Source organism: Tumebacillus flagellatus (assembly GCF_000714935.1).
Lineage (GTDB): Bacteria > Bacillota > Bacilli > Tumebacillales > Tumebacillaceae > Tumebacillus > Tumebacillus flagellatus.
Map to the genome: position 1 here is coordinate 1 of NZ_JMIR01000004.1, position 21,549 is coordinate 21,549.

Below are 21,549 nucleotides of genomic sequence, written 5' to 3' on the forward strand. Positions count from 1 at the left end.
AGGGGTAGAGCATCGCCTTGCCAAGGCGAGGGTCGCGGGTTCGAATCCCGTCTTCCGCTCCAAATCTTTTACTTGAAAAGCACGCTGTCTGTCTTCGGACCCGACAGCGTGCTTTTTACTGTCAACATCTTCATTTGTCAGAAAAGTTGATCTATTGTATACTAGTTGTACAGAAGTAGAGGGAGTTTTTGAGGTGACCGCCATGAAACCGTTACACATGAAGCAGAAGACGCTGACACTTGCACTCGGCACACTCGCCGCGCTGCTGTTGACCCAGATCTGGCCGTCGTCGGAACAGACGTCGTTTGCCCAGCAGGATCTCCAAGGCAGCACGCTCCAACCGGGAGCGGCGAGACACCTCACCGTTGCGACGTACAACATCCACATCGGCAAGGACGCTGACAATAATCTGAATCTTGAGGAAACGATCAAGACCTTGGAAAAAACGAACGCCGACATCATCGGCCTGCAAGAAGTGGAACGGCACAGCCCGCGCACTTGGTTTGAAGACCAGCCGCAGCAGATCGCCAAAGCCCTGCACATGAACGTGCACTACGAACCGGCGCGCAGCATCGGACCGTCGCAATTCGGCAACGTGCTGCTCTCGCGCTTTCCGATCCTCCGCACGGAGCGCATCGAGTTGAAGAGCGCCAAGGAAGACCGTGCGGCGACGCTCGCCACGCTCGACGTGCAAGGCAAGCAGGTGCGCGTCTTGGTCACGCACCTCGGCCTCGTGCAGCCGGAGCGCAAACGAGACGTGGCGATGCTCTCGGAGCGCTTGCAAGCGGAGGAGAGCCCCGTGCTGGTGCTCGGCGACTTCAACACCGTTTTGGGGGCGCAGGAGTTGAAACCTTGGCTTGCGTTCTTGACCTCGACCACTGAGACGCCGCTGGAGACGTTCCCCGGCAGCGGCGAGCAGATCGACTATGTGCTGGCGTCCAAGCAGTTTACCGCCGTGAACTCTTACACGGTGAACAGCCCGGCGTCCGACCATGTCCCGCTCGTCAGCGAGTTGAACTTGCTTTGAATGAATGCGCGATTCATCCGCGTCAATTGGCATAACAAAACCCCTGCATCTCATACAATGCAGGGGTGATCTTCTTCAACAGGTTGTGACAAGGTTCGTCTTACATCACCATGATGCGGTCGCGCAGGTTCGACTCCACGATCGTCTGCATCTTCTGCAGCGATTCGGTTGCGGAGAGGAAGTCGCCGCGGGACTTGTAGATCTCGCCGAGCAGGGCGTAGGTCTTGGTGAGTTGGCCGATCATGTCGTTGGTTTGGAACAGCTCGATCGCTTTCTCCGCGTCCTCGACAGCGGTGTCGAAGTCTTCGGTCATCAGCTTGATCTCGGCGAGCGTGCGGTAGATGAACGCAATCTCGCGCATGCCCGGTTCCATCAGTTGCAGCGCTTGGTTGGCGTGCGTTTCCGCGTCCGCATAGCGACCTTCTTTGAGCAGGAGGCGGGAGATTTCGGAGTGGACGTTGGCGATGTCGATTTCAGACCCGTGCTTGGAGTAGCCTTCCATGCACTCGTCAAGCAGCGCCAGCGCTTCTTCGGTCTTGCCTTCCTCGCCCTTGATGATCGCAAGGTTGACTTTGTTGTCGTAGGAAGTTTTGACATAGTTGAGCGACTTGAAGATCGCAATCGCGTCTTGGGTGTGCTCAACGGCGCGCTTGTAGTTTTTCAGTTCCTTGTTGGCGTGGCCGAGGCCGTTGTACGTTTCGCCGATCAGCTTCAAGTAGTTCGTGCCTTGGAGCAGTTGGTACGACTCCGTGTAGTACTTGAGCGCTTCTTGGTATTCGCCGAGCTTCAAGTTGACCATGCCGAGGTTGGTGATGACGAACGCCTTGGTCGACACGTCGATGTTCTCCGTGCGGGAGAGGATCTGGTAGGCTTTCTTCCAGTGGAATTGCGCGAGCAGGAGGTTCTCCTTGCGCAACTGGATGACGCCGAGTTTGTTCAGCGCGAGCACGGCGGTGTTGTGTTCGCCAGTGCGAATCGAGCCGTCGAGCACCGATTCGAACAATTCCGTCGCGCGTTCGAATTGCTCGACGTGCAGGTAGCAGTTCGCGAGGTCAAACGAGATGTTCGTCAGTTGCAAGTGCGGAGCCGGGTTCTCCAGCAGTTCTTCGAGCAGGGAGATCGCACGGTCGTACTCGCCGGATTCCATAAACGCTTTGGCCAGCTTGTACGTGCTGGTCTGTTCGAGTTTGGTTTGCATATCGGTCAAGAAGTAGTCGACAGAGGTCTCCAGCTTTTCCGCGATCGCGCAGAGGAGTTTATGAGAAGGATTGGCTTTATCCGCTTCAATTTGCGAGATCATGCTGGGCGTAACCATGCCAGCGCCCAAGTCGCTTTGAGTGAGACCCTTCAAAATCCGAAGTTCCCTGATTTTCTGTCCAAGTGATGTAGTCATTGGGTAACCCTCCCACCCAGTAAGTTATGGTAGTAAAACTTTCGTGTGACTATATTGTACTACAGCATTCCGCTAAAGGAAATAGGTTTCCCATCAAAACGTGAACGCCAGTCACGTTTTAAATATTATACAGGTTATACGAGTTTCCTGACAAATATACCAGATGGATTCTTCACTGTCCAGTCAAGACTAGGAAATTGACCGCATAAATTGTGAATAGAGAGTGAGAATTTTTCGGGAGACGAAAGGAGGGGATGATGTGTCCGAGCGTTACCACCCGGCCCTGTATCAAGCTTCGACCACGGCAACGACGAGAATTCTAGGCTGGGACCCGGTCTCGTGCGCGATCGGGATCACCCAGACCGTCTATCCGGCAGCCCGTCCCAACGCGGTCTTGCTGGCGCGCCCGGACTACTACCCTGAAGTGCTCGCCGCCACGCGGCTGATGCACCACCCGTTTGACGCCGCTTTGCTTTTTACGGAAGACGATCGCCTGGAAGATTCCGTTTCCCGTGAGTTGATCCGCCTCTCGCCGCGCGGGCAGGGGCTGCCGGGGCACGTGATCGTGATCGGCGCGATGCACGCGCGCACGCTGCACGATCTTGCCGACCTCGGATTCACGCCGTGGCCGCTGAGCGGTCAAGACCTCTGGGAGACGGTTGAGCAAATCGCCGATCTTGAATTGGGCGAACACCACGGCCACGCGTTGCTCGTTTCTGCCGATCCGTCTGCGGGCGGCACGGTGGCGGGCGGGTACGCGGCTCATACCGGCGCGCCGATCTTGTTCGCTTCGGAACAGGGGCTTTACCCGAGCACCGTTCGTTTTTTGAAAAAACGCCCCCGCACCCGCGTGTTTGTCGCCTCGCCGGAAGCGCGGCTGTCCGCCAAACTGTCCTCCGACATCCGCGACTTGGGCTCGAAACTCGAAGCGTGGGTCGGAGGAGCTGACCCGTACGACATGGCGGTGAAGTTTGCGAAGTTCCGTCACAAATCCCGTTTCGGCTGGGGACGACGGGAGGGAAGCAAAGCTCCCGTCACGCTCGTCCCGATGGAGCCTTGGCCGATCGGAGCCGCCGCCAGCGCTCTTTCCTATCGCGGAAAATTCACGCCGCTGCTCTTGACCAAGCGCGACGCCCTCGCCGATCCGGTCGAAGATTTCCTGCGCACCTTGGGCTCGCGGGGAGATGCCGAGAGTCCGCAAGGGCACGGATTTATCGTTGGAGGGTTCGAGTTAGTGTCTTATCCGGTGCAGATGCGCATGCACCGCGCGCTGACCGAGTGAGCACCTCGACGATTGACCGAGGGAGACCCTCTACGAACAGATAGTATTCTATAGTAGGAAAGTAGAGAATTGGGTCTGGGTACAATCTCTTCCAACGGGGCATGCTGAACCCATAGGAGGGATTGAGATGCACCCAAAACTGCGCAAATTCGCAACGCTCCCCCTCGCCGCACTGCTTGCGTTCGGGGCGGCCGGATGCGGAACGACCGCTTCGCAAGGCGTGCTGATTCCGAAAGCGAACGCGGACTCCCAAGCCGAACCGGTGACCGCCGTGGCCGGGATGATCTCCCCGAATTTTTCGCTGCTCGATTATGAAGGCAAACGCCACGACTTGAGCGAGTACCGGGGCAAACCCGTGCTCGTAAACTTTTGGGCGTCTTGGTGCGGCCCGTGCCGCCAAGAACTGCCCGATTTGGCGGCCGCATCTACGGCGCTGCGCGACCGCCTGCAAATCGTCGGAGTCAACCTCGCGTCTCAAGACGCCGCCACCGTCTCCCAAGACCTGTTGAAGCGAAATCACGTCACCTACCCGAATTTGCTGGACACGGAGGGCACGGTGGCGGACGCGTACGGCATTCTGGTCATCCCGACCTCGTTTCTCCTCGACAAGAACGGCAAGATCCTCGAAAAAATCCAAGGCCCGCTTACCAAGGAGCTCCTCGAACAGCACTTGCAAAAACTCAAATAACGCAAATTCCGAACCAAATTCAAGGCTCCAGGTTTATCGGCAACCCCTTGTGGTCACACTGGTACTTCAGTGAGAACAGGAGGGGTTTTTCGCCGTTGTCTCTGCGGAAAATGGCAAGATTCCTCGAATGGAGAGATGTTTTGTCGAGGGGGAGGAACCGCAAAAAACAAAGTAGAAACTGTGTACCAAGACAGAAAAAACTTCCTGAGGAGGGAGCCGCAATGAGTTTGCAAATCGAGACGGTCGTCAGCGGCGATACGCTGATCGTTCGTTTGTCTGGAGAATTGGATCACCATACGGCAGAGCAAGTGCGACAACAGGTGGAGGGCGAGATCGACCGTCACCGCACGATGCACTTGATCATGAACTTTGAAGGTCTCGGCTTTATGGATTCTTCCGGCCTCGGGGTGATCCTCGGCCGTTACAAACGAGTGGTTGCAAACGGCGGCCGCATGGCGCTGTGCTCCGTCAACGACCAACTCTTGAAGTTGTTCGAACTTTCCGGGATGCTGAAAATACTCCGCATCTACAGCACAGAAGCGGCGGCATTGTCTGAGACGGGGGTGGCGTAAGTGATGCAGAACAACCAGATGGAACTGAAATTCTCCGCGCGTTCGCAAAACGAATCGTTCGCCCGCGTCACCGTTGCGGCGTTTGTTTCGCAACTCGACCCGACGGTGGAAGAGTTGACCGAAATCAAGACCGTTGTCTCCGAAGCGGTCACCAACGCCATCATTCACGGCTACGAAGAGCAAGAGGGCATGGTCTACATCCAATGTTCCTTGATTGAAGGCAACATCGAGTTGATCATTGAAGACCAAGGCCGCGGCATCGAAGACGTCGAAGAAGCCCGCGAGCCGCTGTACACCTCCAAGCCGGAACTGGAGCGTTCGGGCATGGGCTTTACGATCATGGAAAACTTCATGGACGAGATTGAAGTGATCTCGCGCGTCGGGGTGGGCACCCGCGTGCGCATGGTAAAATCTCTGAAAAATCACTCCTTGGCCAAGCACTAGGAGAGCTTTCATGGAGAAAACAACGACTCCAAATCAAAAGTTCTCGGATGTGCAGGTCAAAGAGCTGATCGCCCAATCGCAAGCCGGAGACGATTCCGCCCGTGAATCGCTGGTGCTGAGCAACCAACGTCTGGTTTGGTCGGTCGTCCAACGCTTTTTAAACCGCGGCTACGAACCGGACGATCTGTTTCAGATCGGGTGCATCGGGTTGATGAAAGCCATCGACAAATTCGACCTCTCCTACGACGTGCGCTTCTCGACGTACGCCGTGCCGATGATCATCGGCGAAATTCAGCGCTTCCTGCGCGACGATGGCAGCGTCAAGATCTCCCGCTCGCTGAAAGAGACGGCCCGGCAAGTGCGCCGCACGCGGGACGAGCTCGCCAAGAAGCTCGGCCGCCAGCCGCACATCAACGAAGTGGCGGAAGCGCTCGGCATGGAGCCGACGGAAGTGGTGTTTGCGCAAGAAGCGATGCGCCAACCGGCTTCCATCCACGAGACGGTGTTCGAAAACGACGGCGACCCGATCTACCTGATGGACCAGATCTCCGACGAAGCGCAGAATAAGTGGTTTGACAAGCTCGCCCTGCACGACGCGCTCGCCCGTTTGCCCGAACGGGAGCGCTTGATCGTCTTCCTCCGCTTCTTCCGGGACAAGACCCAAGCGGAAGTCGCGGAGGTGCTCGGCATCTCCCAAGTCCAAGTCTCGCGCTTGGAGAAGAAGATCATGCAGCAAATTCGCGACCAACTGGGGGGTTAACTCCTGCAAATCCGTTCCATACTACGCGTAGAATGCCTTGATGAGAGGTGACACGCAGGTATGGAACCCTCCACCCGCAAACCCGCGAGGTCGCGCATCGTTTGGCTTACGGTCGCGCTCTGCCTGCTCGCCGGCAGTGCCGGCGGGTTTTATTGGTGGTACGAGCAAGTCGCCGTCAAGTATGACCGCATCACCAACGCCAAGCGCGTCTGACATACCGGGTCCAGCCACTTGAAAAAACCAAAGAGACACCGTCCGGCAACTTTTGCCGGGCGGTGTCTTTTTTGTGGAAGTGGGCATTCTACACCTACAGGTATCCAAGGTGAAGGAGAGGGTGGTGCTCGTGAGCGTCAAAGCGAAACGAGGTTTGCAGATCAGTTCGGAATACCAAAAACGCGCCAAGGAACTCACCCCGAGGCGGCCGGTTGTCGGCAATGCGATTCGAGCGTTTCTGGTCGGCGGGTTGATTTGCGAACTCGGGCAGTTCATCCAGCAATTTTTCATTGCCTACTTCGGATTTAACGAGAAAAACGCCGGCAACCCCACCGTTGCCGTCTTGATTTTCATTTCAACGCTCTTGACGGGGCTGGGCGTGTATGACCGCATCGGCCAATGGGCCGGCGCCGGGTCGGCCGTTCCGGTGACCGGTTTTGCGAACTCGATGGCGTCGGCGGCGATCGAACACCGCAGCGAAGGCACCGTGCTTGGCATCGGCGGGCAGATGTTTAAAATCGCAGGTCCCGTCATCGTGTTCGGCACCGTCGCCGCGTTCGTCGTCGGGTTGGTCAAGCAAATTTTCGAGATGGCTGCAAAATGAGCGAGAGGAAGAGAGGAGAGGTGCTGAGATGCCGCTGATTGGTCAACAAACTTGGCAGTTTGATTCCAAACCAGTTTTGCTTGGCACCGGAACCATCGTCGGGCCCAAGGAGGGCAAGGGACCTTTGGGGATGGATTTTGACGAGATCAACGAAGATCCGTACTTCGGGCAGGAGTCTTGGGAAAAAGCCGAGCGCCGCTTCCTCGAATCGGCGGTGGAGATCGCGCTGCGCAAAGCGAACGTGAACCGCGAGCAAGTCGACGTGCTGTTTGCGGGCGATCTTCTCAACCAGATCATCTCGGCGAACTTTGCCGCGCGGACGATGGCGGTGCCGTTTCTCGGGCTGTTCGGCGCCTGCTCCACGTCGATGGAGGGCTTGGCGTTGGCGGCGATGACCGTGGATGCGGGATTTGCCGCCCACGCCGTCGCCGCCACGGCGTCGCACAACTCCACGGCGGAACGTCAATTCCGTTACCCGACCGAATACGGCGGGCAAAAACCGCCCTCCGCACAATGCACGGTCACCGGCGGTGCCGCCGCTCTCGTCGGCAAAAACGGACCGGGCCCGCGGCTGACGCACGCGACGATCGGCAAAGTGGTCGACTTGGGGATCAAGTCGCCGTTTGAAATGGGAGCGGCGATGGCGCCCGCTGCCGCCGACACGATTGTGCGCCACTTTCGAGACACGGGGCGCACGCCGGACGACTACGATCTGATCGTAACGGGGGACCTGTCGCGCGTCGGATTGCCGCTGGCGACCGAGTTGATCGAAGAACAGGGGATTTTTTTGGGAGACAAGTTCAAAGACTGCGGGATTCTGATCTTCGACCCGGACCAAGCGGAAGTGTTCTCCGGCGGATCGGGATGCGCTTGCTGCGGCGTCGTCACGTACGGGCACTTGCTGCGCCGGATGCAGCAGGGCGAGTTGGAACGCATCCTCGTCTGTGCCACGGGCGCGTTGCTTTCGCCGCTCTCCACGCAACAGGGTGAATCGATTCCCTGCGTGGCGCACGCGGTCGTGATGGAAAGGGGGAGTGAAGGATGACGCTTTCGATGACGTTTGTTTGGGCGTTTGTCATCGGCGGCGCGATCTGCGTGATCGGGCAGTTGCTGATGGACTTGACCAAACTCACCCCCGCGCACGTGATGGTGATTCTCGTCTGCGCCGGTGCGGTGCTGGACGGGTTTGGGCTCTATGAACCGTTGATCAAATTTGCCGGAGCGGGCGCGACGGTGCCGATCACTTCGTTTGGCAACGCGCTCGTGCACGGCGCGATGGCGGAAGCGAGTTTGCACGGCTTCGTCGGCTTGATCACGGGGATTTTTGAAGTGACGTCGGCGGGGATCTCGGCGGCGATCGTGTTCTCGTTTTTCGCCGCGCTGATCTTCCGCGCCAAGGGTTGATCTTACCAAAACGACCAAAGGAGTGATGGATAACATGGCTCAAAACCAAGGTACTGGCAAGCGCAAGGTAATCGTGGTGACAGACGGCGACCAAGTGGCGCGCCGTGCCGTGGAAGAGGCAGCTTCGCAAGTGGGCTGCCGGGTGATCTCGCGTTCTTCCGGCAACCCGACCCCTTTGGACGGTGAACAGATCGTCCGGCTGGTGCAGCACGCGAAGCACGATCCGGTTGTCGTGATGTTTGACGACAACGGCAACGGCGACTTCGGATACGGTGAGCAAGCCATCCAGTACCTGACCCAACACCCGGAAATTGAAGTGTTGGGAGCTGTGGCCGTCGCTTCGAACACGCCGTTTGTCGAGGGCGTGCATGTGGATCTCTCCATCGACCAGAACCTGCGGGTGATTGAGGACGGCGTGGACAAAGACGGAATCCCGGTCAAAAACGGGGAGGGCGTCGTCTACGGCGACACGGTCGACGTGCTCTCCGAGTGCGACATTCCGATCATCGTCGGCGTCGGCGACATCGGCAAGATGCAGGGCAAAGACCATTTTATGAAGGGCGCACCGGTGACGAAAGCGGCCTTTTTAGAAATCTTGAAACGGAGTGGTTATGAGCATGCCGCAGATTCACACTGATGTGGAAATTCCGCCGTCTGATCAAGAGTTGCCGCTCGAAAAACGCTTGTCGGAGAACTTGAAGTTCTTCGAACGGGTGCTCGGGATCGGACAGAGCTTTGACATGGTCAAGCGCGAAGTCACGTTCGGGGGACACGATATGTGTCTCCTCTACGTCAACGGATTTGTGAAGGACGACATCTTGGACGAGCTGTTGCGCAACCTCTCGACGCTCAAGCGCGAACAACTGGCGATCGACACGTACGACAAACTGTTCAAGACCTATCTGCCGCACATTCAAGTGGAAAAAGTGGACAAAACCAACAAAATCGTCACGTCGATCCTCTCCGGTCAATCCTGCCTGTTGATCGACGGGTACGAAGCCGCCTTCTTGATCGACGCGCGCAGCTATCCGGGCCGTTCGCCCAGCGAGCCGGAACTGGAGCGCGTCGTGCGCGGCTCGCGCGACGGATTCGTGGAGACGATGGTGCAAAACTGCGTGCTGACCCGCCGCCGCATCCGCGACCCGCGCTTGCGGATGGAGTCGATGCAAATCGGCGCACGCTCCAAAACGGACGTGTGCGTGGCGTATCTTCAAGACGTCGCCGACCTTTCGCTTGTCAAAGAGATCAAGAAGCGGCTGCAAAACATCGAAGTCGACGGCATTCCGATGTCGGAGAAGACGGTGGAGGAATTTATCATTCAACGCAACCGCTTCAACCCCTACCCGGTCGTCCGCTATACGGAACGCCCGGACGTGGCGGCGATTCACCTCTTGGAAGGTCATGTGCTGGTTTATGTGGACACATCGCCGTCGGTCATGATCACGCCGACGACGCTGTTTCACCATGTGCAGCACGCCGAAGAATTCCGTGAGAACCCGTTTGTCGGCATGTATGTGCGCTGGATTCGTTTCGCCGGGATTTTGGCGTCGATGTTTTTGATTCCGCTGTGGATTCTGTTCACGCTGATTCACCGCGAGTGGATGCCGCAGCAATTGGAGTTTCTGGGGCCGGAGACGGTCGGAGCGATTCCGATCATCTTGCAGTTTATCTTCGCCGAAGTGGGGATCGACTTGATGCGGATGGCGGCGATTCATACGCCGACACCGCTTGCCACCGCGATGGGCTTGGTCGCCGCCGTGCTGATCGGGGACATCGCCGTGAAAGTCGGGCTGTTCTCGCCGGAAGTCATCCTCTATCTGGCGGTGTCGGCCGTCGGGACGTTCGCCACGCCCAGCTATGAATTGTCGATGGCCAACAAGCTCTCGGCGATGTTCTTCATCCTCGCGGTCGGCCTCTTCGACTGGATCGGATTGGTCGTGGCGATCGGGTTTTGGGCGATCTTGCTGCTCACCACCAAATCGATCAACCGTCCGTACCTGTGGCCGCTGGTTCCGTTTAACCCCAAAGCGTTCCTCGACATCGTCGTCCGCGCTCCGATGCGCAACAAAAAAACGCGCCCGTCCATCGTGCACCCGCAGGATCGCGACCGGATGCCGAACTGATCGCAAGGAGTCTAAAGTGCCGGACTTATCCGGCACTTTTTTCTTATGTGTCGCATATCCTGCATTGCATTGTTGAACGATTCTTTGTATAATCGACGTAACTTAAAATGTAGCTGTGAACCACGTCAGTAAGTACCTGCAACGGTCGACGACTTTTTTAGAATCGTCGGCCGTTTTTTGTATAACTTTTGGATTTGATACCCGGTAAGGAACGAGAGGAGACGACAGACATGTACTTGCACGGAACCAGTCGAATCAACGAACAGGGCCATCTCGAAATCGGCGGCGTGGACACCACGGAATTGGCAGCCAAGTTCGGGACGCCGCTGTACGTGTTCGACGAGCAACTGATGCGCGAGACGATGCGCGCGTATAAGTCGGCGCTGGAAGCGACCGGCCTGCGCCATGAAGTGGCGTACGCGTCGAAAGCGTTCTGCACGCTGGCGATGTGCCGCATCGTCGCGGAAGAGGGTCTGGCGCTTGACGTCGTGTCGGGCGGCGAGTTGCACACGGCGCTGAAAGCCAATTTCCCGCCGGAGCGCATCCACTTCCACGGCAACAACAAAACTCCGGATGAAATTGAACAAGCGCTCAACGCCGGCATCGGCGCGTTTGTCGTTGACAACTTCCATGAACTGGAACTCCTCGGCGCTCTCGCCGCGGAGAAGGGCGTCGTCGCCGACATCTTGCTCCGCCTGTCGCCGGGTGTGGAAGTGCACACGCACGAATACATCTCGACCGGTCAAATCGACTCGAAGTTCGGTTTCGATCTGCAAAACGGTTCGGCGCAACGCGCCATCCAAGAGTCGCTGAAAACCAAGGGCGTTCGCCTGATCGGTCTGCACTCGCACATCGGTTCGCAGATTTTTGAAACGGAAGGCTTCAAGCACGCGGTGGAAATCGTCGGCGACTTGTACGCCAAGGCGATTCATGAATGGGGCGCAAGCGATCTCTCCGTGCTCAACGTCGGCGGCGGGTTCGGCATCCGCTATACGGAAGAAGACGCGCCGCTCCTGGCGCACCAATACATCGAAGCGATCGGCACGGCGGTGAAGTCCACGTTTGACCGCCTCGGGCTCCCGTACCCGGAGATCGTGATCGAACCCGGCCGCTCCATCGTCGGCAACGCGGGCACGACGCTCTACACGATCGGCTCGATCAAGGACATTCCGGGCGTGCGCAAGTATGTTTCCGTCAACGGCGGGATGTCGGACAACCCGCGTCCGGCGCTCTACCAAGCTGTCTACGAAGCGATGCTCGCCAACCGCGCACGCGAAGAAGAGACCGAAGTGGTCTCGATTGCGGGCAAAGCGTGTGAATCGGGCGACATGCTGATCTGGGATGTGAAACTCCCGAGCGTCAAAGCGGGCGATGTCCTCGCCGTCTCCTGCACCGGCGCGTACAACTACAGCATGGCGTCGAACTACAACCGCATCGCCCGTCCGGCGGTCGTGTTTGTCCAAAACGGGCAAGCGGACGTCGTCGTCAAGCGCGAAAGCTTTGACGATGTCGTGTCGCTTGACGTGGTTCCGGCGCGTTTGTTAGACGGAGTGTTGAGCCAATCCTAACGTACAGGGCAGCGTTCAAACCGGAGAGTTCGGGACAGGCGCGGAAAGCAAGTCCTCCCGCTCAGGCATACGATAGCCTGAGAGGAGGGATTGCAATGGGGATGCTGTTGATGTTCTTGCCGCGTATGTTTACGTTCTTCGGATACCTTCGTCAATTCTGGCCGGTGGTCTCGGGGATGTTCGGTCGTCGTCGGGTAGCTGTATAAGCTGCTCGGCTTTTTATTTCCAGTAAAGCTAAAGTCCCGGCGTTACTAGGACTTTTGTATTACCCGGGAAATGAACGCAAAAAGAGCACCGGGATTTCCGGTGCTCTTCTTTGCGTTGCGGTGTGTCGGAACGATTTATTGTTTCGGGTTCGGCGCGGTCACATACCAGTCGGACGGGGAGTCGGTGTCGACAGCCGGATTGATGCGCGACAGCACTTGGTTCGTGCCGGTCGAGAGGCTCCAGCCTGCCACGTAGTTCATCCACGCCACTTCGTCGACAGCGGTGCCGGCCGGATTTTTCAGATAGAGATCGTCGCCGGTGTTGGTCAGCGTGAGGGAGAGGCCGGACACATCCAGGCCGAAGCCTTTGAACGAAGAGAACGCGGCGGAATCTTTGCCGACCGTCAAGAAGCTGTGCGCCGGAATCACGGTGCCCGACGGGATCGTGAAGGAGCCGGACTTGTTGCTCAGTTTGTAGTTCGAGAGGTCGACGGACACGTTGTTTTTGTTGTAGAGCTCGACGTATTCCTTGGTGGCGTCAGCGCCGTTGGTGTTGTAATCGACTTCGGAGATCACGACGTTCGCCGTGCCTTTGGATTCCTGCGGGTTCCAAGTTTGCGCGCCGGTCGTCCAGTCGTACCAGAACAATTGCTCATAGTAGGCGTTGACTTCGGTGTTGTCGATGATCACGCCGGTTTCGCGGTTGTTCTTCGGCGACGATTCCGACCAGTTGATCGAAGAGACGAGCGTTTTTTGCGAGTCGACGAGCACGCCTTTGTTGTGGACTTTTTCCAAGCCGAGGGTTTTCAGGTCGATCAGCTTGGCTTGCAGGTCGAGGTGTTCCGTGGCGGCGATGTTGTTGACGTATTGCACGGTGTACGTGTTGTCGCGCGGGTCGGTGGTGTCGAGGAACGCCGAGTCCAGCAAGATGCGGACTTTGACGCCGCGGCGGGCTGCGTCGATGCACGCTTCCAAGTAGAGGTCCGGCGTTGTCGTCGTGGAGCCGGTCGACGGAGAGCCCCAGAATTTGTGCGCGTAGAGCTGTTCGACGAGCAGGCTCTTGGTCGCCGATTTCGCGAGGCCGAGGATCGAGCCGTTTTGCAGGAACGTGGTGTCCGGCGCGAAGATCGGAGTGACGGTAAACTCGCCGTTGATCGGTTTGTTTTTGAAGTTGCCGCTGTACTTTGAAGTCGGGGTGGACGTGTCCGGCACGAAGCCCGCGGACGGCGCGCCCCACTTCGGGCTCGACGCGGTGTAGGGGAACGAATCCAAGGCGTTGACGTTCCAGTCGCCGTTGAACGTCGTTTGGTAGAACGACGCGATGCTTTGGTTGTTCAAGATGATGCCCCAGCCGCGGTTGCCGTAGTTGGTGTTGAACGGCAGCGAGGAAGCGGCGAAGTTTTCCGATTGCACCAGGACGCGGTTGCCGTCGACGATGGCGTACTTGGCATGGTCGAAGTTATAGCGTTTGAACGCGCCGATCGTTTTGTCGTTGATGATGAAGCGCACTTGCCCTCCCGCTGCGACGATCTGTTGCGCCACATATTTGCCTTGGTCGACGAGGCCGCCGACCGGCGATCCTTCGAGGAAGACGCGGACTTTGACGCCGCGGTTGATCGCGTTGATCATCGCGTCCATCAGCTGGGTCGCTTGAAATTCGTAGACGTTGAGGTCAATCGATGTCGTGGCGGAGTTCAGAAGCGAGACGACCGTGTTGAAGCCGTTGTCCGGGGACGAGTACGGCTGGACGGTGCCCGCAAACGAATAGGTCGGCAATCCGTAGCGCGATTGACCCGCAGCGTAGACGCGCAGGTGTTTCCAGTCGACCGCCGTGTCGGTTTCCGGGTACAGGCCGGTGGTTTCGTCCTTCTCGCGGACGTAGATTTGACCTTCGCTCACGGTCGGAATGCTGGCTCCCGACCAACCGGTCGTTGCTGTGCCGGTGCCGTAGGCCATCGTGTCCACGTTGGAGCCGTTGGAGTTGTAGAGGTAGACGGCGCTTCCGGCGTTGGCGAGCGCCGGAGCCGACCCCGTGACCGTCATTTGTGGAACGGCGGGGTCCGTGTCCGCGCCGTATTCAAAATCGGCGGTGAAGAGCATCTCCGTTTTGAAGTTCGTCGCTTGCTTGGTGACATAGACCGTCTGTCCCGCTGCGAGCGTTGTTCCGGTCGGGAACGCCAATTTTGCGGTCGAGGTGCCGACTTTCAAGTACCAGCCGGCGATGGAAATCGAGCTCGAGGTCGGATTGGTAATCGCGATGTACTCTTCCGGCTCGTACGATTCGTTCGTATCTGCATAGACTTCGGTGATCAGCGGATAGCTGGCAGACGCCGCCTGTGAGTGCGCGGTCGGCAGAAGTCCTGCGATCAATCCTGCCGACAACAGTGCGGTCATCAATCGGCGGGTCATGCGGCGGTTACGGGCTGTCAACATGTAGGTAGCCTCCCAATTAGTTTTGCTCTTATGTGAAATAATTACGAATAATATATTATCATTCTACATTAATGTTCGACTTTTTGGCAACTCTGAATCTTTTAGGCTATTCGAAAAAAGACCCTCGCAGCAGGTGCGGGGGTCTTCCTGATTGGCACGAAATTTTGCTTCCTTAGCTTCCTTCGTATGTTGTGGTCGATTTTGTCGTTTTTCGCTGGCGTCGTGCCCATGACAGGAACGCAAGCGCCGCCAGGATTGCGGCTCCGAGACCCATGTAGCCGATTGTTCGTGTTTTGCTCTGACTGGTCGGTGTGAGCGGAGAGAGGACATCCGCGGCGGAAAACAGATCGGCGGAAACGACCGCTTGGTCGCCCAACTTGTACGTGACGGTGCCTACCTTCGAACCTTTGGGAAACGGCGTTTGCGGCGGCGCGAATTCAACGGACGGCTGCAAAGTTTGTGTGGAATCCTTGGCGGTCGTGCCGTAGAGGTCTTGATGGATGACAGCGGAAACGCTCCTGCCGTTCACTTGAAACGAACCGAGGGTATCGCCCGCATGCGCGAGCAGTTTCGTGTTGAAATGATCAAAGCCGTAGTCGAGCAGTTGCGTGGTTTCCAAGCGGATCGTCTGCTTCATCTGCACGCCCATTTCAACGGCCATCAGTTCGCGGTCGCCGCGCTTGGCGGATGCGATCATCGTCTGCCCGGCTTGATCGGTGAAGCCGGTTTTGACACCTGTTGCGCCGTCGTAGTTCCACAGCATCGGGTTGATGTTGACGAGGCGCGAGTCCCACGATTGACCGTGCCAGTCGTAGTACTGGGTGGAAACAATTTCACGAAACTTTGGATTTTTCATGGCGTAATTCGCAATCAGCGCCATATCGTAAGGCGTGGTGTAGTGGTTGTCATCGTGCAAGCCGTTTGGCGTGACGAAGTGCGTGTGCACCGCCCCGAGTTCCTTCGCTTTGGCGTTCATCATGTCGGCAAATTTGGGGACGGAGCCGCCGATGTGTTCGGCAATGGCGACCGCCGCGTCGTTGCCGGAATTCAGCATCAGGCCGTAGAGCATCTGCTCCAACGTTTCCTGTTCGCCGACTTCGAGATAGACGCGGTTTCCTTCTTGATCGCGGGCGAGTTGCGAGGTGGTCACTTTGTCCTGCAGATTGCCTTTTTCCAAAGCGAGGATGCAGGTCATGACTTTGGTGATCGAGGCGGGATACGCCTGAATGTCTTTATGTTCATCGAACAACACTTGTCCGGATTTCATGTCGATGACGACAGCGCCCTTGGCGGTCAATCCTGTCGGCGTTTCATCACTTGCGTACGCTTGGGGCATACTGATGTTGAAAACCAAACTGAAAACCAGTCCGGCTCTGCCGCACCATGACCAAACTTTTTTCATTTGCTCACACTCCACCGGTTGAGATTCATGTTGAGTAGGATTGTATCTTTGTTGAGCCAACTCTTATTGTAGTATATCCATTTATTCTGTGCAAAGTTAGTAATTAGCAGGAAAGTGCTTGCGAGCGACGAGATTCCCATGTAGAATCTTCCTGTTATCGATACATAGGAGGGGTAGGGCGATGCAAAAAACAAAAAAATGGCGTTTCTTCACCCCTGCACGGGTGTTGTCCATCGGCTTTGCCGTCACCATTTTGATCGGGGCGATCTTGCTTTCGCTGCCGATCTCGTCGCAAACGGGCGAGAGTTTGCGCTTTCTCGACGCGCTTGAAGAAGCGACGTCCGCGGTTTGTGTGACGGGCTTGATCGTCGTGGACACCGGGACGTACTTCAACCATTTCGGACAGATCGTCCTCATCTCGCTGATTCAGATCGGCGGCCTCGGGTTCATGACCCTCGCCACGTTTATCACGATCATGACCGGGCGCAAGATCGGTTTAAAAGAGCGCCTGCTGCTCCAAGAGGCGTTTAACGTCTCCACGCTCGAAGGGCTGATTCGCTTGGCCCGCAACGTCGTGTTGATCACGATGGGGATTGAGTTGTTTTTTGCGATCATCTTGGCGATTCGCTTTTCGTTTCAGATGCCGCTCGGGCGGGCGATCTACTACGGTGTGTTTCATTCGATCTCGGCGTTTTGCAACGCGGGGTTTGACTTGTTTGGCGGTTTCAAATCGATTTCCGATTATGTCGGCGACCCGACGGTGAGCATCTGCATCTCCCTGCTGATCATCTTGGGCGGCTTGGGCTTCACCGTGTTTGCAGATGTCCCGCGGCTGTTCCGCGGCGAGCGCACGTTGCTGCACACCAAGTTGGTGCTGATCGCCTCCGCGTTCTTGCTGGTAGTCGGCACGATCGGGACGTATTTGTTTGAAAAAAACAACCCCGGCACCATCGGCAATTTCTCCGAAGGCACCAAGTGGTTGGCTTCGTACTTCAATTCCGCGACGGCGCGTACCGCCGGTTATGCGTCGATCAACTACGAGACGATGACGCAAGGCGGTCTGCTCTGGACGATCATCTTGATGTTCATCGGGGCAAGCCCAGGTTCCACGGGCGGCGGGATCAAAACGGTCACGTCGTTTGTGATCATGCTCTACATCATCAACGTGATCTCAAACCGCGACAACACGGTGATCTTCGGTCGTCAAATCGCTCGGCAGACCATTTACAAGGCGTTGGTGATCTCGGTGATGGCGGTGCTGTTGATCGTGTTCTCGACGATGATCCTCACCGTCACGGAGAACGTCGACTTCCTGCGGTTGCTGTTTGAAACCACGTCGGCGTTTGCGACGGTCGGCCTCTCGACGAACTTGACGCCGACGCTCAGCGACACCGGGAAAGTGTTGATCATCCTGTTGATGTACATCGGTCGTCTCGGCCCGCTGACCCTCGCGGTGGCGCTCGCCGCCCGTCAACCGGATAAAGCGAACCTCAAATACCCGGAAGGAAATCTCTACGTCGGGTAATGCGGGGTGGACGCATTGGGAAAGTCAGGCTATACTGGTACGTGAACTCCATGTAGTTCCTTCAGGGTGTGGTGAGGCTTCGGCCAATTCCCAACCGGCGGTGATGCTCCTTTTTTTCAAGAGGAGACGAGTCCGCGAGCCTGCAAGCTCTGCTTGCGGTGCAGGATCTGGTGCGATTCCAGAACCGACGGTACAGTCCGGATGGGAGAAGGAATGTGTTTGGACGGCAGACGGGGAACGTATACCCTTTTTTGGGGCACCCGTTCGTTCGTGCGCGACGCAATCACAGCCCTGAAGTCAGTGAGACGCTGATTTCAGGGCTTTTTTTCATTCACTTTTTTTTTGATGATAGAAGGGTGGACGTTCGACGTGACTGATGCTTTTTACATGCAGATGGCGCTGGACCTCGCCAAGCAGGCGCAGGGGCAGACCAACCCCAACCCGATGGTCGGCGCCGTGCTCGTCAAGGACGGGCGGATCGTCGGCTTTGGCGCCCATCTCCGGGCGGGCGAGCCGCACGCGGAAGTGCACGCGTTTCGCATGGCGGGCGAGCACGCCGAGGGAGCAACGCTGTACGTGACGCTGGAGCCGTGCAGCCATCACGGCAAGACGCCGCCGTGCGCCGATCTCGTCATTTCGTCGAAAGTCAAACGCGTCGTCGTCGCGATGACCGATCCGAATCCGTTGGTCGCCGGAAACGGCATCAACCGGATTCGCGAGCACGGCATTGAAGTCGAAGTCGGGTTGCTGGAAGCGGAAGCGATTGCGCTCAACGAGCGCTTTCTGCACAACATGCGCACGAAGCGGCCGTTTGTCGTCGTCAAAACGGCGATGACGCTCGACGGCAAGATCGCGGCGCACACGGGCGATTCGCGCTGGATCACCGGGCCGGACGCGCGCGCGGCCGTGCATCGACTGCGAAACGAAGTCGACGGCATCCTCGTCGGCATCGGCACGGTGCTCGCCGACGACCCGGAATTGACCGCGAGGCTGCCGGAGGGCGGGGGCAAACATCCCGTGCGCATCCTCCTCGACACGTGCCTGCGGATTGACGAGAGCGCGAAAGTGCTGGACACGAGCGTGGCCCCGACGTGGATCGTCACCGCGCAAGGGGCCGACGGGGAGAAAGCCGCCCGTCTGCGCGAGCGCGGCGTGCAGATTCTGGAGTTTGCACAGCGCGACCTCGCCGCCGTGCTGGACAAGCTGTACAGTTTGGGAATCACCCATCTGCTCGTCGAGGGCGGGGCGACGGTCAACGGCGCTTTCTTGCAGGCGGGGTTGATCGACAAAGTGATGGCGTTTGTCGCTCCGAAGTTGATCGGCGGGGAAGGGGCTCCGACGCCCTACGGAGGAAGCGGCTTTGACACCATGTCGCAAGCGGTACAGCTTCGTGACATCAGCGTCACGACTTACGGTGACGACATCTGCATCACCGGCTACCCGGTGTATGGAGGGGAGCAGTAGATGTTTACCGGACTCGTTGAAGAGGTCGGCGCGGTGGCGGAAATCCGCCCGTCCGGCCAGGCGATTCACTTGAAAATCAAGTCTTCCAAAGTGGTGGACGGCGTGGCGCTCGGCGACTCGATCGCGGTGAACGGCATCTGCTTGACGGTGACGGCGTTTGACCGGTCGTCTTTTACCGTCGATGTCGTGCCGGAGACGATGCGCCGCACCACGCTGCACGAACTGTCGGCAGGCTCGCCCGTCAATTTGGAGCGGGCGATGCAGATGGGCGGGCGCTTTGGCGGGCACATCGTGTCGGGGCATATCGACGGTGTCGGCCGCATCGTCTCGATTCACGACGACGACATCGCCAAAGTGGTGCGTTTCTCCGCACCTCCCGCCGTTTTGCGCTACATCGTGGAGAAGGGCTCGATCACGATTGACGGCGTTTCACTGACCGTCATGGACGTGGACGCCGAGTCGTTTCGCATCTCGGTGATTCCGCATACGTGGCAAGTCACCGTGCTGCGCCATCGCCGGGTCGGCTCCACCGTCAATGTAGAAGCGGACATCATCGGCAAGTATGTCGAGCGGCTGTTGGGGCCGCATCTGCCGGGAGCCGGTTCGCAGAGCGAAAGTTCCTCGTCCCGCTTGAGTCTCGACTTCCTGCGCAACAACGGATTCGCATGAGAGGGGAATTTCCATGTTCCACACCATCGAAGAAGCGATTGAAGATCTGAAGGCGGGCAAAGTGATCATCGTCGTCGATGACGAAGACCGCGAGAACGAGGGCGACTTCATCGCCTTGGCCGACCGCACCACGGCGCAGACGATCAATTTCATGATCACGCACGGTCGCGGGTTGGTCTGCGTGCCGATCACCGAAGAGCGGGCCGCAGAGCTCGACTTGCGCCCGATGGTGCAAGTGAACACCGACCAGCACGGTACGGCGTTCACCGTTTCCGTCGATGCCAAGGGCACGACCACCGGCATTTCGGCGCATGAGCGGTTCCTGACCGTGCAAGCGCTGATCGACGAAGGAGTCGTTTCCGGCAAGTCGTTCAAGAAGCCCGGCCACATCTTCCCGCTCGTCGCCAAAAACGGCGGGGTGCTCCGCCGTCCCGGTCACACTGAAGCGGCGGTCGATCTGGCGCGGCTTGCGGGCAGTCGTCCTGCCGGCGTGATCTGTGAAGTGTTGAAAGCCGACGGCACGATGGCGCGCGTTCCGGACTTGCAGCTGATCGCGCAGGAGTTTGACTTGAAGTTGATCACCATCGCGAGTCTGATCGAGTACCGCAAGGACCGCGAGAAATTGGTCGAGCGCACGGCGAGCACAGAGATTCAAACCGATTTCGGCGTGTTCGACCTGCACGTCTACACCAATTTGCTGGACGGGCAGGAGCACCTGGCGCTCGTCAAGGGCGAGATCGACCGCGCATCGCCCACGCTGGTGCGCGTGCGCAAGGAGTGCCCGATGGGCGACATCTTCGGTTCGCACGCCTGCTTTTGCGGCAGTCAGTTGCAAGCCGCGCTGCAGGCGATCGCGGAGAACGGCAGCGGCGTGCTCCTGCACATCCGCAACACCCCGCAAGAGCGTTCGCTCGCAGCGATTGTGCTGGGGCAAGACACGCCGGATGTGCACGATTACGGCATCGGCGCGCAGATTCTGCGCGACTTGGGCGTGAGCAAGATGCGTTTGCTCAGCAACAACCCGCGCAAGTTCGGCGGCCTCTTGGCGTACGGTCTGGAAATCGTCGAGACGGTGCCGCTCAAGAAGCCGATTCAACTCTAAATTGGGTACATAGGAAGGGAGAATCCTGATCATGGCTAATTTCCTCGAAGGCAATCTGATTGGCACCGGCCTGCGCGTAGGCGTCGTCGTCGGCCGTTTTAACGAATTCATCGGTTCCAAACTGCTCGGCGGCGCACTCGATGCGTTCAAACGTCACGGGCTCGAAGAAGACGCGGTGGACGTCGCTTGGGTTCCGGGCGCGTTTGAAATCCCGTTGATCGCGCAGAAAATGGCGGCTTCCGGCAAGTACGACGCGGTCATCACCCTCGGCGCGGTCATCCGCGGGTCCACTCCGCACTTTGATTACGTGTGCAACGAAGCGGCAAAGGGCGTTGCCAAAGTCGGTCTCGACACCGGCGTCCCGACGATCTTCGGCGTGCTGACGGTCGACACGATCGAACAAGCGATCGAGCGCGCCGGCACCAAAGCGGGCAACAAAGGCTGGGAAGCGGCTGTAACCGCCATCGAGATGGCAAATCTCGGCAAGCTGTTCGCCTAAGAATTTCAGAACCGAGTTTCGAAAAAACGCGTGGCTCCAAAGGGGCGGCGCGTTTTTTTGCGTACTTTTGTAACAATTTTGTATGGTAAATAGGGTAACTGATCTGTATACTAATGGTAGAGCACCCAACAGGGCATTCTAGTGGGTGCTGATTGAACAGAAAGGGGAACC

At 57.9% G+C, this 21,549-nt stretch carries 21 protein-coding genes and 1 riboswitch; of the genes, 18 read left to right on the forward strand and 3 right to left on the reverse strand.

All coding sequences use genetic code 11. From position 1 onward, the window contains the following. The first annotated feature begins 202 nt into the window (after window positions 1-202). Complete coding sequence (locus EL26_RS04025) at window positions 203-1,027, forward strand: endonuclease/exonuclease/phosphatase family protein (protein ID WP_152559171.1); 825 nt, start codon at window positions 203-205, stop codon at window positions 1,025-1,027. A gap of 100 nt (window positions 1,028-1,127) precedes the next feature. Here EL26_RS04025 and EL26_RS04030 read toward each other — a convergent pair whose 3' ends face one another. Continuing rightward, a complete protein-coding gene (locus EL26_RS04030) occupies window positions 1,128-2,420 on the reverse strand; it encodes a tetratricopeptide repeat protein (protein ID WP_081856962.1) in 1,293 nt (430 codons plus the stop codon). A gap of 259 nt (window positions 2,421-2,679) precedes the next feature. Here EL26_RS04030 and EL26_RS04035 point away from each other — a divergent pair, with 259 nt between their 5' ends. From EL26_RS04035 to lysA, 12 genes are all read left to right on the forward strand, one after another. Next, window positions 2,680-3,702, forward strand: a complete 1,023-nt coding sequence (locus EL26_RS04035; protein ID WP_038084839.1) for a hypothetical protein — start codon at window positions 2,680-2,682, stop codon at window positions 3,700-3,702. A gap of 127 nt (window positions 3,703-3,829) precedes the next feature. Further along, on the forward strand, window positions 3,830-4,390 hold the full coding sequence (locus tag EL26_RS04040) for a TlpA family protein disulfide reductase (RefSeq protein ID WP_052035969.1): 561 nt from the start codon (window positions 3,830-3,832) through the stop codon (window positions 4,388-4,390). A gap of 221 nt (window positions 4,391-4,611) precedes the next feature. Beyond that, on the forward strand, window positions 4,612-4,962 hold the full coding sequence (gene spoIIAA, locus EL26_RS04045; RefSeq protein WP_038084842.1) for an anti-sigma F factor antagonist: 351 nt from the start codon (window positions 4,612-4,614) through the stop codon (window positions 4,960-4,962). Between the two features lie 3 nt (window positions 4,963-4,965). Next, the gene (gene spoIIAB, locus EL26_RS04050; protein WP_038085108.1) at window positions 4,966-5,406 is read left to right on the forward strand and encodes an anti-sigma F factor; all 441 of its coding nucleotides are present in this window, start codon (window positions 4,966-4,968) and stop codon (window positions 5,404-5,406) included. Between the two features lie 10 nt (window positions 5,407-5,416). Beyond that, window positions 5,417-6,166 (forward strand): RNA polymerase sporulation sigma factor SigF, encoded by a 750-nt coding sequence (sigF, locus tag EL26_RS04055; RefSeq protein WP_038084845.1) that lies wholly within the window; start codon window positions 5,417-5,419, stop codon window positions 6,164-6,166. Window positions 6,167-6,226: 60 nt separating this feature from the next. After that, window positions 6,227-6,379 (forward strand): hypothetical protein, encoded by a 153-nt coding sequence (locus EL26_RS25315; protein WP_161780653.1) that lies wholly within the window; start codon window positions 6,227-6,229, stop codon window positions 6,377-6,379. A gap of 160 nt (window positions 6,380-6,539) precedes the next feature. Further along, window positions 6,540-6,983, forward strand: a complete 444-nt coding sequence (spoVAC, locus tag EL26_RS04060) for a stage V sporulation protein AC (RefSeq protein WP_420802051.1) — start codon at window positions 6,540-6,542, stop codon at window positions 6,981-6,983. A 28-nt stretch (window positions 6,984-7,011) separates the two neighbouring features. Continuing rightward, window positions 7,012-8,028: a stage V sporulation protein AD gene (gene spoVAD / locus EL26_RS04065; RefSeq protein WP_038084848.1), complete on the forward strand. Its 1,017-nt coding sequence runs from the start codon at window positions 7,012-7,014 to the stop codon at window positions 8,026-8,028. Between the two features lie 8 nt (window positions 8,029-8,036). Continuing rightward, window positions 8,037-8,387 (forward strand): stage V sporulation protein AE, encoded by a 351-nt coding sequence (gene spoVAE, locus EL26_RS04070; RefSeq protein ID WP_038085112.1) that lies wholly within the window; start codon window positions 8,037-8,039, stop codon window positions 8,385-8,387. A gap of 34 nt (window positions 8,388-8,421) precedes the next feature. Continuing rightward, the gene (gene spoVAEA / locus EL26_RS04075; RefSeq protein ID WP_038084851.1) at window positions 8,422-9,024 is read left to right on the forward strand and encodes a stage V sporulation protein SpoVABEA; all 603 of its coding nucleotides are present in this window, start codon (window positions 8,422-8,424) and stop codon (window positions 9,022-9,024) included. Beyond that, the gene (locus EL26_RS04080; protein WP_052035970.1) at window positions 9,005-10,510 is read left to right on the forward strand and encodes a spore germination protein; all 1,506 of its coding nucleotides are present in this window, start codon (window positions 9,005-9,007) and stop codon (window positions 10,508-10,510) included. Before spoVAEA ends, EL26_RS04080 begins: the two co-directional genes overlap by 20 nt. Window positions 10,511-10,740: 230 nt before the next feature. Next, window positions 10,741-12,078, forward strand: a complete 1,338-nt coding sequence (gene lysA, locus EL26_RS04085; RefSeq protein WP_038084853.1) for a diaminopimelate decarboxylase — start codon at window positions 10,741-10,743, stop codon at window positions 12,076-12,078. Between the two features lie 341 nt (window positions 12,079-12,419). Here lysA and EL26_RS04090 read toward each other — a convergent pair whose 3' ends face one another. Further along, window positions 12,420-14,717: a lamin tail domain-containing protein gene (locus EL26_RS04090; RefSeq protein WP_038084857.1), complete on the reverse strand. Its 2,298-nt coding sequence runs from the start codon at window positions 14,715-14,717 to the stop codon at window positions 12,420-12,422. 172 nt (window positions 14,718-14,889) lie between these two features. Further along, window positions 14,890-16,119, reverse strand: coding sequence for a D-alanyl-D-alanine carboxypeptidase family protein (locus tag EL26_RS04095; RefSeq protein ID WP_052035971.1), 1,230 nt, complete (start codon window positions 16,117-16,119; stop codon window positions 14,890-14,892). A 181-nt stretch (window positions 16,120-16,300) separates the two neighbouring features. On the opposite strand from EL26_RS04095, the gene EL26_RS04100 reads away from it, so the two are divergent. From EL26_RS04100 to ribH, 5 genes are all read left to right on the forward strand, one after another. Next, a complete protein-coding gene (locus EL26_RS04100; protein ID WP_038084860.1) occupies window positions 16,301-17,644 on the forward strand; it encodes a TrkH family potassium uptake protein in 1,344 nt (447 codons plus the stop codon). Between the two features lie 53 nt (window positions 17,645-17,697). Then, a riboswitch (FMN riboswitch) is annotated at window positions 17,698-17,861 on the forward strand. A 128-nt stretch (window positions 17,862-17,989) separates the two neighbouring features. Beyond that, complete coding sequence (gene ribD, locus EL26_RS04105) at window positions 17,990-19,108, forward strand: bifunctional diaminohydroxyphosphoribosylaminopyrimidine deaminase/5-amino-6-(5-phosphoribosylamino)uracil reductase RibD (RefSeq protein ID WP_052035972.1); 1,119 nt, start codon at window positions 17,990-17,992, stop codon at window positions 19,106-19,108. Then, a complete protein-coding gene (locus EL26_RS04110) occupies window positions 19,109-19,777 on the forward strand; it encodes a riboflavin synthase (RefSeq protein ID WP_038084865.1) in 669 nt (222 codons plus the stop codon). 13 nt (window positions 19,778-19,790) lie between these two features. Next, window positions 19,791-20,879, forward strand: a complete 1,089-nt coding sequence (gene ribB / locus EL26_RS04115) for a 3,4-dihydroxy-2-butanone-4-phosphate synthase (RefSeq protein ID WP_052035973.1) — start codon at window positions 19,791-19,793, stop codon at window positions 20,877-20,879. A gap of 31 nt (window positions 20,880-20,910) precedes the next feature. Next, window positions 20,911-21,378, forward strand: a complete 468-nt coding sequence (gene ribH / locus EL26_RS04120) for a 6,7-dimethyl-8-ribityllumazine synthase (RefSeq protein WP_038084868.1) — start codon at window positions 20,911-20,913, stop codon at window positions 21,376-21,378. Window positions 21,379-21,549 lie beyond the last annotated feature (171 nt).